The following is a 14741-nucleotide window of genomic DNA, read 5'->3' on the forward strand; positions in this document are numbered from 1 at the left end:
TTGTAACCTTATGGACGGATTATCAGCTAGTCCCTCAGTAATGGGTACGACATCGCCATAATTCAAGCATAACAATCTTTTGTTGTAACGCTAACACTGAAACGCTGTTTTCGCACTCTTCCCATGCAAAATGCGTGACAAAAAAAAACCCGCCACCAAAAGGTGACGGGCTTGCGTACGAAATTCGTGCTAAAAAAGCGACGAATTACGCCTGCTGGTTCATCAGCTCGTTGAAGGAAGTGGCTTTTTCAGTCACTTTCGCTTTCGCCAGAACGGCTTCAACAGCCTGCTCTTCCAGAGCGACGTTACGCATGTTGTCCATCAGCTCTTTATTTTTGCTGTAGAACTCAACCACTTCTTTCGGATCTTCGTAAGCAGAAGCCATCTCTTCGATCAGGCCTTTAACGCGATCTTCGTCAGCTTTCAGTTCGTTGGTGCGAATCACTTCGCCCAGCAGCAGACCAACAACTACGCGACGCTTAGCCTGTTCTTCGAACAGTTCACGCGGCAGTTCCAGAGCTTGTTTCTCGTTGCCGCCGAAACGCTGTGCAGCCTGACGACGCAGAACGTCGATTTCGCTGTCGATCAGCGCAGCCGGAACGTCGATGTCGTTAGCTTTTACCAGACCTTCGATCGCCTGAGACTTAACGCGGTTACGCACAGCGCCTTTCAGCTCGCGTTCCATGTTTTTGCGTACTTCAGCGCGCAGACCTGCTACGGAACCATCTTCAACGCCGAAACGTTTGATGAATTCTTCAGTCAGTTCCGGCAGTTCGCGTTCTTCAACTTTCTTCAGGTTGATAACGAACTTAGCGGCTTTACCTTTCAGGTTTTCAGCGTGGTACTCTTCCGGGAAAGTCACGTCGATAGTGAACTCTTCGCCAGCTTTGTGGCCTTTAACGCCTTCTTCAAAGCCTGGGATCATACGACCCTGACCCATCGCCAGTACGAAGTCAGACGCTTTGCCGCCTTCGAACTCTTCGCCGTCTACAGAACCGGTGAAGTCGATGGTTACACGGTCTTCTGCATCAGCAGCGCCGTCTTTGTCTTTCCAGGTAGCCTGCTGCTTACGCAGGGTATCCAGCATCACGTCAACGTCAGCGTCGGTGACTTCAACAACCGGTTTTTCAACTTCGATTGCTTCCAGACCAGTCAGCTCAACTTCCGGGTAAACTTCGAACTCTACCGCGTAAGTAAAATCTTCACCCAGTTTGTATTCGCCCGGAACGTAGTTCGGTGCGCCAGCCGGATTGATTTTTTCTTTGATGATCGCGTCAACGAAGTTGCGGCTCATCAGGTCGCCCAGAACGTCCTGGCGAACAGATGCGCCATAACGCTGAGCAACAACATTCATCGGTACTTTTCCTTTGCGGAAACCGTCAATACGCACTTTCTTCGCTACGTTGACCAGCTCGCTTTTCACAGCGGTCTCGATGCTGTCAGCAGCGATAGTAATCGTTACACGGCGGCCAAGGCCTTGAGTGGTTTCAACTGAAACTTGCATCTTGTTACCTCAAAAAATCACAGTGCTCGGTCAACTCTTCTCCGCAAGCACAGGTTGTTGGCTTCGCGGAACTGGGATGTTCTCATAAGCAATCACATTCCCTGTCGTCAGAATCATCCCGAAGACATTCCGAAAAATAAGACGCGCATTATAGCGGCATCACTTTTATGAGTCGAGAACGGTTATCGCGCGTTGCTGCGGCTTTTTTCACAATTCCCGGCTAATTTTTGTCTGAATACTGTACGACTGCCCCAGAATTCAGACAAAACAAAACGGCCCGCAGGCCGTTTTCACATAATCTGTAGCAACATACTGGAAAAGCGTCGGTTGTTGCAAATCCGTTTTACGCGATGCTTCCCGCCCCACGACACGGAGGCGATGCAAAAATCGTATCCTGCAACGCTTCCCACTCCTTAATGGTGTAGGTATGCAGGGCAAGAGCATGAACGGTTGTGGAAAGCTCCGCCGTTAACGTGCTGTAAATCATCCGATGACGATTAAGAAAACGTTCACCTGTAAAGCGATCGCTAACCAGCACAACCTTAAAGTGGCTTTCAGAACCAGCCGGGACATTGTGACGATAGCTTTCATCCACAACTTCGAGGAACACGGGTTCGAACGCTGCCCTTAATTTTTCTTCTATTTGCTCACGAATCATCATGAAATTTTCCTCCGACAACGCTGAGATGTCACCCATCCCTTTAAATACTAGCCGCTTTTACCGTTTTCATTACACCTTAGCAACAAAAAATTAGCGCTTGTCTGATTTTCTCAGCCAAACGGATGAAGTTCACTGAATCCTCACTTCGATTTATTGCAAAAAGTCCGTTTATGGTCTCCACAAAGCCATAAAACGGACAACACAATGAATTTACATGCGTTACCCACTTCCCCTCATCGTTGGCGATGTTATGATGGCGGGAATTTTCTCTAACCATACAATTTAGATTCGCTGAGAGCCCTGGCATGTTTAAAAAAATCCTCTTCCCGTTAGTCGCGATGTTCATGTTAGCTGGATGCGCAACGCCGCCGACCACTATTGAAGTCTCCCCGAAAATTACCCTGCCACAGCAGGATCCAAGCCTGATGGGCGTGACCGTTAGCATCAACGGTGCCGACCAGCGTCAGGATCAAGCGCTGGCAAAAGTCACCCGCGACAACCAGCTGGTTACGCTGACTGCGTCCCGCGATCTGCGCTTCCTGCTGCAAGAAGTACTGGAAAAACAGATGACCGCACGCGGTTATATGATTGGACCAAACGGCGCTGTAAACCTGCAAATCATTGTTAGCCAGCTGTACGCTGACGTGTCTCAGGGTAGCGTGCGCTATAACATTGCCACCAAAGCAGATATCGCCATCATTGCGACCGCTGCTAACGGCAACAAGATGACCAAAAACTACCGCGCAAGCTATTCTGTTGAAGGCGCACTGCAAGCCTCTAACAAAAATATCGCTGACGCCGTTAACAGCGTGCTGACCGACACCATCGCTGATATGTCTCAGGACACCAGCGTTCACGATTTCATCAAGCAGAACGCTCGTTAATTTCTGCCCATATGGCCCGGCGTTCGTCGGGCCTATAGAAGCCCATGTCCAGTCATTACTTACGTATTTTTCAGCAACCACGCTCAGCTATCCTGCTTATTCTGGGGTTCGCCTCCGGTTTACCGCTCGCACTCACCTCCGGTACGCTTCAGGCGTGGATGACGGTCGAGAATATCGATCTTAAAACCATCGGTTTCTTTTCCCTGGTAGGTCAGGCCTACGTATTTAAGTTTCTCTGGTCCCCGTTGATGGACCGTTACACGCCACCGTTTTTAGGTCGACGTCGCGGCTGGCTGCTGGCGACCCAGGTGCTGTTGTTAATTTCTATCGCCGCGATGGGCTTTCTGGAGCCTGGCACACAGTTACGCTGGATGGCCGCACTCGCAGTGGTGATCGCTTTTTGCTCGGCCTCGCAGGATATCGTCTTTGATGCCTGGAAAACCGACGTGTTGCCCGCAGAAGAGCGCGGCACCGGCGCTGCTATCAGCGTGCTGGGCTATCGATTAGGGATGCTGGTTTCAGGCGGACTGGCCCTGTGGATGGCCGATCGCTGGCTGGGCTGGCAAGGGATGTACTGGCTGATGGCAGCGCTGTTGATTCCTTGTATCATCGCCACCCTGTTAGCACCTGAACCGACTGACACCATTCCGGTACCTAAAACGCTGGAACAGGCGGTTGCGGCTCCGCTGCGCGACTTCTTTGGTCGTAACAACGCCTGGCTTATCCTGCTGCTTATTGTGCTGTATAAGCTCGGGGATGCCTTCGCCATGAGCCTGACCACCACCTTTTTGATCCGCGGCGTTGGATTTGATGCGGGTGAGGTTGGTGTGGTGAATAAAACGCTCGGGCTTCTGGCAACCATCGTTGGTGCATTGTACGGCGGGATCCTGATGCAGCGCCTTTCGCTGTTCCGCGCATTGCTGATATTTGGCATTCTGCAAGGGGCGTCAAATGCAGGCTACTGGCTATTGTCCATCACTGACAAACACATGTTCAGTATGGCGGCCGCCGTCTTCTTTGAAAACCTGTGTGGCGGAATGGGCACAGCGGCGTTTGTCGCTTTATTAATGACGCTGTGCAATAAGTCCTTCTCAGCGACCCAGTTCGCCCTGCTCTCCGCGCTTTCAGCCGTTGGTCGCGTTTATGTTGGCCCGGTAGCAGGTTGGTTTGTCGAAGCACACGGCTGGCCGACGTTTTATCTGTTCTCCGTGTTTGCCGCGATCCCCGGCCTCATACTGCTGCTGGTATGTCGCCAGACCCTGGAACATAGCTGGCAAAATGAAAGCTTTATTCCGCGTACGGAATTTCGTGGAGCGTACAGTCTGGCATTAATGACGTTGGTAGTAGGCTGCTGCCTGCTGCTGGCTTGGCTGCTGCTGTTAACCATGAATGCGCTGGATTACACCAACTTCTCCTTCCTGCCGGAACTGCTTGAAGTCTCGGTGGCGGTCGCGGTCTGCGGGGTGATTTTTGGCGGATTGCTGGATTATCTGGCTCTGCGCAAAAACCGTCTGGCGTAAAAAACCGTATTAATAAGCCGTTGTAATCACCTTGCGTAATTATAACGGCTAAATAAACAACAATTGATAAAAATAATATTTGTTATTTTGTGCGCCAAAGAATTTGGAAATTATTGACGCCTTTTATATATTTTATTTTCCTTACTCGATTCAGCCACTACAGATTTATTTTTTGTTCCCAGATTGTCTTTTTATTGATAATAAATTGTTAAACAATTGTTTTATTTTCGTATTGGTTATACCAATTACCCTCAGCCTGTCCCCCGCCTGCCTGCTTTCGTTATAACGTGATGTTGCAACAGGTTCTTAAAGTCAAAGCGACATATATTGCAACATATGTGACACGCACGGCAGAACCCAGTAACACAGATCCAAGGATGTTTACAGTAATGTAACCTTCCCGTAAAATGCCCTCACACTTTAAACGCCACCCGGTCCCGTGGAATTGAGGTCGTTAAATGAGACTCAGGAAATACAATAAAAGTTTGGGATGGTTGTCATTAATTGCAGGCACTGCGTTACTCAGTGGCTGTAATTCTGCGCTGCTTGACCCTAAAGGACAGATTGGACTGGAACAACGTTCACTGATACTGACGGCATTTGGCCTGATGTTGATTGTCGTTATTCCTGCCATCTTGATGGCTGTTGGTTTTGCCTGGAAGTATCGTGCAAGCAATAAAGATGCGAAGTACAGCCCGAACTGGTCACACTCCAATAAAGTGGAAGCTGTGGTCTGGACGGTGCCGATCTTAATCATCATTTTCCTTGCCGTTCTGACCTGGAAAACCACTCACGCTCTTGAGCCAAGCAAACCGCTGGCGCATGACGAGAAGCCCATTACCATCGAAGTGGTTTCCATGGACTGGAAATGGTTCTTCATCTATCCGGAACAGGGTATCGCTACCGTGAATGAAATCGCCTTCCCGGCGAATACTCCGGTTGAGTTCAAAGTGACATCCAACTCCGTGATGAACTCCTTCTTTATCCCGCGTCTGGGTAGCCAGATTTATGCCATGGCCGGTATGCAGACTCGACTGCATCTGATCGCCAACGAAGTCGGTACTTATGATGGTATCTCCGCAAGCTATAGCGGACCAGGCTTCTCCGGTATGAAGTTCAAGGCTATCGCAACAAAGGACCGCGCCGAATTCGACCAATGGGTTGCTAAAGCTAAACAGTCCACGAACACCATGAGCGACATGGCTGCGTTCGAGAAAGTGGCTGTGCCAAGCGAATACAACCAGGTGGAATACTTCTCCAACGTGAAACCCGATTTGTTTAAAGATGTTATTAACAAATTTATGGCTCACGGTAAGAGCATGGACATGACCCAACCCGAAGGTGAGCACAACGCACACGAAGGCATGGAAGGCATGGACATGAGCCACGCGGAATCCGCTCACTAAGGGGCCGAGGAAGAATACGATGTTCGGAAAATTGACGCTGGATGCAGTGCCGTTCCATGAACCCATTGTCATGGTTACGATCGCTGCCATTATCATCGGTGGTGCGGCCTTACTGGGCCTAATCACTTACTTCGGTAAGTGGACCTACCTGTGGAAAGAGTGGCTGACTTCGGTTGACCACAAACGCCTTGGCATCATGTATGTCATTGTTGCAATCGTCATGTTGATTCGTGGCTTTGCCGACGCCATCATGATGCGTAGTCAGCAAGCGCTGGCTTCTGCAGGTGAAGCGGGCTTCTTGCCACCTCACCACTATGATCAGATCTTCACGGCTCACGGCGTGATTATGATCTTCTTCGTGGCAATGCCATTTGTTATCGGTCTGATGAACCTGGTGGTTCCACTGCAGATCGGTGCACGTGACGTTGCATTCCCGTTCCTGAACAACCTGAGCTTCTGGTTCACCGTTGTCGGCGTAATCCTGGTTAACCTGTCTCTGGGCGTAGGTGAATTCGCACAGACCGGTTGGCTGGCGTATCCACCACTTTCGGGAATAGAGTACAGTCCAAGCGTCGGGGTCGATTATTGGATATGGGCAGTCCAGTTGTCCGGTATTGGTACAACCCTGACCGGTATCAACTTCTTTGTGACCATCATTAAGATGCGTGCGCCAGGAATGACCATGTTCAAGATGCCGGTATTCAGCTGGGCGTCTCTGTGCGCGAACATCCTGATTATCGCCTCTTTCCCAATCCTGACGGTTACCGTCGCGTTGCTGACCCTGGATCGCTATCTGGGTACCCATTTCTTTACCAACGATATGGGCGGCAACATGATGATGTACATCAACCTGATTTGGGCCTGGGGCCATCCGGAAGTGTACATCCTGGTTCTGCCGGTCTTCGGGGTGTTCTCCGAAATCGCAGCAACCTTCTCACGTAAACGTCTGTTTGGTTACACCTCGCTGGTGTGGGCAACCGTGTGTATCACCGTTCTGTCGTTCGTTGTTTGGCTGCACCACTTCTTCACCATGGGTGCAGGCGCTAACGTAAACGCCTTCTTCGGTATTACCACCATGATTATCGCCATCCCGACCGGGGTGAAGATCTTCAACTGGCTGTTCACCATGTATCAGGGCCGTATCGTATTCCACTCAGCGATGCTGTGGACGATTGGCTTTATCGTGACCTTCTCAGTCGGCGGCATGACCGGCGTACTGTTGGCGGTTCCGGGCGCAGACTTCGTACTGCACAACAGTCTGTTCCTGATTGCGCACTTCCATAACGTTATTATCGGCGGCGTCGTATTTGGCTGCTTCGCAGGTATGACCTACTGGTGGCCAAAAGCGTTTGGCTTCACGCTGAACGAAACCTGGGGTAAACGCGCATTCTGGTTCTGGATCATCGGCTTCTTCGTGGCATTTATGCCGCTGTACGTGCTGGGCTTCATGGGTATGACCCGTCGTCTCAGCCAGCAGATTGACCCACAGTTCCATCCGATGCTGGTCGTTGCCGCCTGCGGTGCCGCGCTGATTGCATTGGGTATCCTGTGCCAGCTGATTCAGATCTACGTTTCTATTCGCGACCGCGAGCAGAACCGTGACCTGACCGGTGACCCATGGGGTGGTCGTACGCTGGAGTGGGCAACCTCTTCCCCGCCTCCGTTCTATAACTTTGCCGTTGTGCCGCACGTTCACGAGCGTGATGCCTTCTGGGAAATGAAAGAAAAAGGTGAAGCGTACAAGCAGCCTGCGCACTATGAAGAAATTCATATGCCGAAGAACAGCGGTGCCGGTATCGTCATTACCGCCTTCGCAACACTGTTTGGTTTCGCCATGATCTGGCATATCTGGTGGCTGGCGATTGCAAGCTTCGCAGGCATGATCATCAGCTGGATTGTGAAAAGCTTTGATGAAGACGTGGATTACTACGTGCCGGTCCCGGAAGTCGAAAAACTGGAAAACCAGCATTTCGATGAGATTACTAAGGCAGGGCTGAAAAATGGCAACTGATACTTTAACGCACGCGACTGCCCACGCGCACGAACACGGGCACCACGATGCAGGCCAGACCAAGATCTTCGGATTCTGGGTCTACCTGATGAGCGACTGCATTCTGTTCTCTATTCTGTTTGCAACCTATGCCGTTCTGGTGAACGGCACCGCAGGTGGCCCAACAGGTAAAGACATTTTTGAACTGCCGTTCGTTCTGGTTGAAACATTCCTGCTGTTATTCAGCTCCATTACTTACGGCATGGCAGCGATTGCCATGTACAAGAACAACAAGAGCCAGGTTATCTCCTGGCTGGCGTTGACCTTCTTGTTCGGTGCCGGATTCATCGGGATGGAACTCTATGAATTCCATCACCTGATTGTTAACGGCATGGGCCCGGATCGTAGCGGTTTCCTGTCTGCGTTCTTCGCGCTGGTCGGCACGCACGGTCTGCACGTCACCTCCGGTCTTATCTGGATGGCGGTTCTGATGGTGCAAGTCGCTCGTCGCGGCCTGACCAGTACTAACCGTACCCGCATCATGTGCCTGAGCCTGTTCTGGCACTTCCTGGATGTGGTATGGATCTGTGTGTTCACTGTTGTTTATCTGATGGGGGCGATGTAATGAGTCATGCTAACGAGAGCGGCGGCGCATCCCATGGCAGCGTAAAAACCTACATGACAGGTTTTATCCTGTCGATCATCCTGACGGTCATTCCGTTCTGGATGGTGATGACAGGTTCTGCCTCTCCGGCCGTCATTCTGGGAACTATTCTGGCAATGGCAGTGGTACAGATTCTGGTGCACCTGGTGTGCTTCCTGCACATGAATAGCAAATCTGATGAAGGTTGGAACATGACGGCCTTTGTCTTTACTGTGCTAATCATCGCCATCCTGGTTGTGGGCTCCATCTGGATTATGTGGAACCTTAACTACAACATGATGATGCACTAAGAGCGGCGATTATGATGTTTAAGCAATACCTGCAAGTAACGAAACCAGGCATCATCTTTGGCAACCTGATCTCGGTGATTGGGGGGTTCCTGCTGGCCTCGAAAGGCAGCATTGATTATCCCCTGTTTATCTACACGCTGGTTGGGGTGTCACTGGTTGTGGCGTCGGGTTGTGTATTTAACAACTACATCGACAGGGATATCGACAGGAAGATGGAGAGGACCAAAAACCGCGTGCTGGTTAAAGGTCTGATTTCCCCTGCGGTCTCACTGGTATACGCCACCCTGCTGGGTATTGCTGGCTTTATGCTGCTGTGGTTTGGCGCGAACCCTCTGGCCTGCTGGCTGGGGGTAATGGGCTTCGTGGTCTATGTGGGCGTCTATAGCCTGTACATGAAGCGCCATTCCGTTTATGGCACGCTGATTGGCTCACTCTCCGGCGCTGCGCCGCCGGTGATTGGCTACTGCGCCGTAACCGGTGAGTTCGATAGCGGTGCGCTGATTCTGCTGGCTATTTTCAGCCTGTGGCAGATGCCGCACTCTTACGCGATTGCGATTTTCCGCTTTAAGGATTATCAGGCTGCCAACATCCCGGTACTGCCGGTGGTGAAAGGTATTTCCGTCGCGAAAAACCATATCACGCTGTATATCATCGCATTTGCTATCGCCACGCTGATGCTAACCCTGGGCGGCTATGCAGGTTATAAATACCTGATTGTTGCTGCGGCGGTGAGCGTCTGGTGGTTGGGCATGGCGCTGCGCGGTTATAAAGTGGAAGATGACAAAGTCTGGGCGCGCAAGCTGTTCGGTTTCTCCATCATCGCCATTACCGCGCTTTCTGTGATGATGTCTGTCGACTTTATGGTGCCAAACTCGCAGAACCTGCTGACTTACGTCTGGTAAGTTAATCGTCACATCTTCTATGCCGGATGGCGGCTGACGCCTTATCCGGCCTACAAAAAAGCACATTGCTTGTAGGCCGGATAAGATACGTGAGTATCGTCATCCGGCATTTTCGTTTCCAGCCGACTCCCCTCACAACCCCAACATTTGTTAATAAAGCGCATATTTACCCAGCCTGCTTAGCGCTTTACACTAGGCGCGAAATTAATACAGAGGTGGGAATGAACGATTACAAAATGACGCCCGGTGAGTTGCGCGCCACCTGGGGTTTAGGGACCGTATTCTCGTTGCGCATGCTTGGCATGTTTATGGTTCTACCGGTTCTGACCACGTACGGTATGGCGCTACAGGGCGCCAGCGAAGCGTTGATTGGCCTTGCCATCGGCATTTACGGCCTGGCGCAAGCCGTCTTCCAGATCCCCTTTGGTCTGCTCTCTGACCGCATTGGTCGTAAGCCGCTTATTGTCGGCGGACTGGCTGTATTCGTTCTCGGCAGCGTGATTGCCGCGCTCTCCGATTCAATCTGGGGCATTATTCTTGGTCGCGCATTGCAAGGTTCCGGAGCAATTGCCGCGGCCGTGATGGCGCTGCTTTCCGACTTAACCCGCGAGCAAAACCGCACCAAAGCGATGGCGTTTATCGGCGTCAGCTTTGGTATCACCTTTGCCATTGCGATGGTGCTGGGGCCAATCGTTACCCATGCGCTGGGGCTCCACGCGCTGTTCTGGATGATTGCCGCCCTTGCTACCACGGGTATCGTGCTGACCATTTGGGTCGTTCCCAATAGCACCAGCCACGTACTAAACCGTGAATCGGGCATGGTAAAAGATAGCTTCAGCAAAGTGCTGGCGGAGCCCAAACTGCTGAAGCTCAATTTCGGCATTATGTGCCTGCACATTTTGCTGATGTCCACTTTCGTCGCGTTACCAGGACAACTGGCGAAAGCCGGTTTCCCCGCCGCAGAACACTGGAAAATTTATCTGGTGACGATGCTGCTATCCTTTGTTTCCGTGGTGCCGTTCATCATTTACGCCGAAGTGAAGCGCAAGATGAAACGCGTGTTCCTCGCCTGCGTGTTACTAATCCTTATTGCAGAGATTGTATTGTGGAGCGCTAACATTCGTTTCTGGGGTCTGATTGCGGGCGTGCAGATTTTCTTCCTCGCCTTCAACCTGATGGAAGCCCTCCTCCCCTCGCTTATCAGCAAAGAATCGCCTGCGGGTTACAAAGGCACGGCAATGGGTGTTTACTCCACCAGCCAGTTTCTTGGCGTGGCGATTGGCGGTTCGCTCGGCGGTTGGGTGGTTGAAATGTTTGATGGTCAGGCCGTATTTCTGGCCGGTGCGCTGCTGGCGGCAGTTTGGTTGATTGTGGCAAACACAATGAAAGAGCCACCGTATGTCAGCAGCCTGCGTGTGGAAATTCCACCAGAAATTGCCGCAGATGACACGTTAAAGCAGCGCCTGCTGGCAAAAGAAGGAATAAGCGAAGTGTTAATTGTGGCGAAAGAGCATTCGGCCTACGTGAAAATCGACAGCAAAGTCACCAATCGATTTGAGGTTGAGCAGGCCATCAGCCAGACGTGATGATTACCGGATGGTAACTAACGTCTCGTCCGGCCTACAAATAGCGTGTGCGACCTGTAGGCCGGATCAGGCATTACGACTTAATCGCGGAAGTTTTTAAACTGGAATGGCTGGCCGAGATCGCCACCGCGAACCAGCGCCATGACGGATTGCAGATCGTCACGCGCCTTACCGGTCACACGAATTTCTTCGCCCTGAATCTGCGCCTGCACCTTCAGCTTGCTGTCTTTGATCAGCTTAACGATTTTCTTTTGCACCGCGCTTTCAATGCCCTGCTTCAGCTTAGCTTCAACAAACCAGGTTTTACCACTGTGCACGAAGGTCTCTGGTACGTCCAGCGACGTGCCTTCAATACCGCGTTTCAGCAGCTTGGCCCGCAAAATATCCAGCAGCTGATTAACCTGAAAATCAGACTCGCTCAGCACCTTAATCGTCTTATTTGACTCATTCAGCTCAAAAGTGGCTTCAACGCCACGAAAATCAAAGCGTGACTCGACTTCACGGCTGGCGTTATCCACCGCGTTACGAGCTTCCTGAAGATCAACTTCAGAGACAATATCGAAAGATGGCATCTTTTCCTCTCCCTTCATTTTTGATGCGAAGCATAATACCTGCAAAGTTACTCAACAGACAGCGCTATACTAGGCTGTATCCTTTCATTGTACGTGGTAGCGACATCTGCGAACAATAATAGGGTGCGGTCGATATGGATTAACACCTGGTGCTGTTGCAGGTGAGGAGGAAGAATGAAAATTACCGTACTGGGATGTGGAGCGTTAGGACAGCTATGGCTTACAGCGCTGTGCAAACATGGACATGAGGTGCAAGGGTGGCTGCGCGTACCGCAACCCTACTGCAGCGTAAACCTGATCGACACGGATGGCTCAGTTTTTAATGAATCCCTGACGGCAAATGATCCCGACTTTTTGGCAAAAAGTGACCTGCTGCTAGTCACCCTGAAGGCCTGGCAGGTTTCTGATGCGGTAAAAGGCCTGTCTGCAATTCTGCCTGAAACCACGCCCATTCTGCTTATTCACAACGGCATGGGGACGATTGAAGAGTTACATAACATTAAGCAACCCTTGCTGATGGGAACCACCACCCACGCAGCACGCCGTGACGGGAACGTCATCATTCATGTCGCTCAGGGAACAACGCGTATTGGGCCGGCGCGTGAGCAAGACGGCGATTTCAGCTATCTGGCTGAAACCCTGCAAGAGGTGCTGCCGGACGTCGCCTGGCATAACACTATTCGCGCCGAGCTTTGGCGCAAGCTGGCCGTCAACTGCGTCATTAACCCGCTGACCGCATTATGGGATTGCCCAAACGGTGAGTTACGCCATCATCCGGAAAAAATAGCGCTCATCTGCGAGGAAGTAGCAGCGGTGATCGAACGCGAAGGCCACCACACATCAGCGGATGATTTACGCTATTATGTCGAGCAAGTGATTGACAGTACGGCGGAAAATATCTCATCTATGCTGCAGGACATTCGCGCCATGCGTCATACCGAGATCGACTACATTACCGGTTATTTGTTAAAACGTGCACGCGCGCACGGCATCGCCGTTCCGGAAAATGCCCGCCTGTTTGAAATGGTTAAAAGAAAGGAAAGTGAGTATGAGCGCTCAAGCACTGGTATGTCTCGCCCCTGGTAGTGAAGAAACCGAAGCGGTTACTACTATCGATCTACTGGTTCGCGGCGGAATTAAGGTCACAACCGCCAGCGTCGCCAGCGATGGCAACCTGACGATCGTGTGCTCGCGCGGTGTGAAACTGCTGGCGGATGCGCCATTAGTCGAAGTTGCTGACGGCGATTTCGACATTATCGTACTGCCGGGCGGTATTAAAGGCGCCGAGTGTTTTCGCGACAGCCCTCTGCTGGTCGAAACCGTGAAGCAGTTTCATCGCTCCGGACGCATTGTCGCGGCAATCTGTGCCGCGGTTGCCACCGTCCTCGTCCCGCACGATATTTTCCCCATCGGTAACATGACCGGTTTTCCGGCGCTGAAAGACCAAATCCCCGCTGATCAATGGCAGGACAAGCGCGTCGTATGGGATCCGCGCGTCAACCTGTTAACCAGCCAGGGACCGGGAACCTCAATCGATTTCGGTTTGAAAATCATTGATCTTCTGGTCAGTCGTGAAAAGGCTTACGAAGTTGCATCACAACTGGTGATGGCAGCGGGAATCTATAACTACTACGAGTAAATCTTCAGGCCACTCCCTTATAAGGAATCATAATGAAAGGATATCTGAGTGGAGTGGCTTTATTGCTCCTTTCCGGTTATGCCACAGCGACGCAACTCGACATAAAGAGTATTGAGTATCGCTATCCCGGAAGCACTGAAATGCAATATCGCGTGCCATGGTTTTCCTCGACGGATAACCCCAAGGTTGCGAAACGTATTAACGATTATATTTTCGCAACCTTTATCAATCAGCTACCGGGTAATACTCCGCAGGCCACAGTAAACCAGTTTGCGAAATCAGCCATGAATCCCACCGCAAACCTTAACTACACGGTTGAATTTCGCGACGAAAAAATCCTGACCATGAATATGTTTGTCGAAGGCTGCGGAGCGTATTGCGAATCGTACAATGTACCGCTCAGCTTCGATTTAGCCAACGGCGCGGCAATTACCCTCAACGACCTCTTTTCCCGTTCTACGATGGCCGAATTAAATACTCGCATCAGAAAAGATATCCGTGGCCAAATCGACACATTTGTTGATGCGCATAAATCGCAAACACCAGAACAAATAAAAGAAGAGAAAGGTGAAGTTTTTAACTACGCCGAATTCTACGCATCGTGCGCAACCTACACCGACGGTTTGTACTACATCGACAAATTCTCCCTGCAAAAAGACCATCTGGCCTTCCTGAACGGACGCTGTAGCAACCACGCCAGCCGCGCACTCGACGAGTTGGGTGATTTCACCACGAAAATCCCAACCGCGGAACTGCAAAATCGGCTCACGCCGTACGGCCAGTATCTGACTGGAGCAAAGAGTACAACACAGGTTTCCCCAGCGCCCGGCATTGACGGCAAAGTCATGTACGGCACGCTGGGAAAAAGCATGCGTATTGTGTTGAAGGTGGACTGCAAATACGGTGATTTTTTTGAAGGGGCTTACTTTTACCAGAAATTTGGCGCACCGATTGAATTAACCGGCAAATGCGATACAGCCGACAATCAACATTATGAACTGAAGACATCTGCTGCTGAACAAGCGCAAGAGAAGATAACGCTGGAGTTAAAAGACGGTGTCTATCAAGGCGTCTGGGAGTCGAACGGGAAGACGCTTCCTGTGCGTTTTGAATAATATCGTTG

Annotated in this window: 14 protein-coding genes; 11 read left to right on the forward strand and 3 right to left on the reverse strand. The window is 51.1% G+C overall.

All coding sequences use genetic code 11. From position 1 onward, the window contains the following. Nucleotides 1-205 precede the first annotated feature (205 nt). Together tig and bolA are read right to left on the reverse strand one after the other, a co-directional pair. On the reverse strand, nt 206-1504 hold the full coding sequence (tig, locus tag GUC46_RS17670; protein WP_003021622.1) for a trigger factor: 1299 nt from the start codon (nt 1502-1504) through the stop codon (nt 206-208). Nucleotides 1505-1847: 343 nt separating this feature from the next. After that, entirely contained in the window at nt 1848-2165 is a 318-nt protein-coding gene (bolA, locus tag GUC46_RS17675) for a transcriptional regulator BolA (protein WP_003021619.1), read from the reverse strand. Nucleotides 2166-2470: 305 nt separating this feature from the next. On the opposite strand from bolA, the gene GUC46_RS17680 reads away from it, so the two are divergent. From GUC46_RS17680 to GUC46_RS17715, 8 genes are all read left to right on the forward strand, one after another. Continuing rightward, complete coding sequence (locus GUC46_RS17680) at nt 2471-3049, forward strand: lipoprotein (RefSeq protein WP_003021617.1); 579 nt, start codon at nt 2471-2473, stop codon at nt 3047-3049. A 44-nt stretch (nt 3050-3093) separates the two neighbouring features. Next, nucleotides 3094-4569, forward strand: a complete 1476-nt coding sequence (gene ampG / locus GUC46_RS17685) for a muropeptide MFS transporter AmpG (RefSeq protein ID WP_016149701.1) — start codon at nt 3094-3096, stop codon at nt 4567-4569. A 458-nt stretch (nt 4570-5027) separates the two neighbouring features. Then, on the forward strand, nt 5028-5975 hold the full coding sequence (gene cyoA / locus GUC46_RS17690) for a cytochrome o ubiquinol oxidase subunit II (RefSeq protein ID WP_003021613.1): 948 nt from the start codon (nt 5028-5030) through the stop codon (nt 5973-5975). Nucleotides 5976-5994: 19 nt separating this feature from the next. Continuing rightward, nucleotides 5995-7986, forward strand: a complete 1992-nt coding sequence (gene cyoB, locus GUC46_RS17695; RefSeq protein WP_003021610.1) for a cytochrome o ubiquinol oxidase subunit I — start codon at nt 5995-5997, stop codon at nt 7984-7986. After that, nucleotides 7976-8590, forward strand: a complete 615-nt coding sequence (locus GUC46_RS17700) for a cytochrome o ubiquinol oxidase subunit III (protein ID WP_003831007.1) — start codon at nt 7976-7978, stop codon at nt 8588-8590. Before cyoB ends, GUC46_RS17700 begins: the two co-directional genes overlap by 11 nt. Continuing rightward, a complete protein-coding gene (locus tag GUC46_RS17705) occupies nt 8590-8919 on the forward strand; it encodes a cytochrome o ubiquinol oxidase subunit IV (protein ID WP_003021607.1) in 330 nt (109 codons plus the stop codon). The genes GUC46_RS17700 and GUC46_RS17705 overlap by 1 nt, the downstream gene beginning before the upstream one ends. A gap of 11 nt (nt 8920-8930) precedes the next feature. Further along, nucleotides 8931-9821, forward strand: coding sequence for a heme o synthase (gene cyoE, locus GUC46_RS17710; protein WP_003835956.1), 891 nt, complete (start codon nt 8931-8933; stop codon nt 9819-9821). A gap of 221 nt (nt 9822-10042) precedes the next feature. Then, nucleotides 10043-11407, forward strand: coding sequence for an MFS transporter (locus GUC46_RS17715; RefSeq protein ID WP_130714922.1), 1365 nt, complete (start codon nt 10043-10045; stop codon nt 11405-11407). An 80-nt stretch (nt 11408-11487) separates the two neighbouring features. On the opposite strand, the gene GUC46_RS17720 is transcribed toward GUC46_RS17715, so the two are convergent. Continuing rightward, on the reverse strand, nt 11488-11979 hold the full coding sequence (locus tag GUC46_RS17720; RefSeq protein ID WP_003831002.1) for a YajQ family cyclic di-GMP-binding protein: 492 nt from the start codon (nt 11977-11979) through the stop codon (nt 11488-11490). A 174-nt stretch (nt 11980-12153) separates the two neighbouring features. Here GUC46_RS17720 and panE point away from each other — a divergent pair, with 174 nt between their 5' ends. From panE to GUC46_RS17735, 3 genes are read left to right on the forward strand one after another with little or no spacing between them, the layout of a single operon-like run. Further along, nucleotides 12154-13065: a 2-dehydropantoate 2-reductase gene (panE, locus tag GUC46_RS17725; protein ID WP_003021593.1), complete on the forward strand. Its 912-nt coding sequence runs from the start codon at nt 12154-12156 to the stop codon at nt 13063-13065. Then, nucleotides 13028-13618, forward strand: coding sequence for a protein deglycase YajL (yajL, locus tag GUC46_RS17730; RefSeq protein ID WP_130714923.1), 591 nt, complete (start codon nt 13028-13030; stop codon nt 13616-13618). The genes panE and yajL overlap by 38 nt, the downstream gene beginning before the upstream one ends. 32 nt (nt 13619-13650) lie before the next feature. Beyond that, complete coding sequence (locus GUC46_RS17735; RefSeq protein ID WP_032941217.1) at nt 13651-14733, forward strand: hypothetical protein; 1083 nt, start codon at nt 13651-13653, stop codon at nt 14731-14733. Nucleotides 14734-14741: the final 8 nt, after the last annotated feature.

Origin of the sequence: Citrobacter sp. LUTT5 (assembly GCF_009905315.1) — a bacterium.
GTDB lineage: Bacteria > Pseudomonadota > Gammaproteobacteria > Enterobacterales > Enterobacteriaceae > Citrobacter > Citrobacter freundii.